The organism is Streptomyces sp. P17 (genome assembly GCF_032436805.1).
GTDB lineage: Bacteria > Actinomycetota > Actinomycetes > Streptomycetales > Streptomycetaceae > Streptomyces.
In genome coordinates this window covers 1-253 of the sequence record NZ_JAVRBF010001191.1, presented here as the reverse complement: position 1 = coordinate 253, position 253 = coordinate 1, and the positions used below count along the sequence as shown (strand labels likewise).

Below are 253 nucleotides of genomic sequence, written 5' to 3'. Positions count from 1 at the left end.
CCGAGTAAAGGCCCACACCCAGCCCCTTTGTCAGGATCAGCTTGTCGCCAAGCCGCGCGCCACCGTTCCGGCGCAGCTTTTCCGGCGCGACCAGCCCGATCACGGCCAGCCCGTAAATCGGTTCGGGCGAGTCGATGGAATGCCCGCCCGCCACCGGAATCCCCGCCTCGGCACAGACCGAGGTGCCGCCCTGCAAAATCTCGCGGATCATCTCGGCCGGCATCGCGCTCACCGGCATCCCGACGATGGCCAG

1 protein-coding gene is annotated in these 253 nt (G+C 68.0%); it reads right to left on the bottom strand.

Translation table 11 applies throughout. From position 1 onward, the window contains the following. A partial coding sequence (locus RMT89_RS44385; RefSeq protein ID WP_315889427.1) for an AIR synthase related protein occupies nucleotides 1-253 on the bottom strand: 253 nt, incomplete at both ends.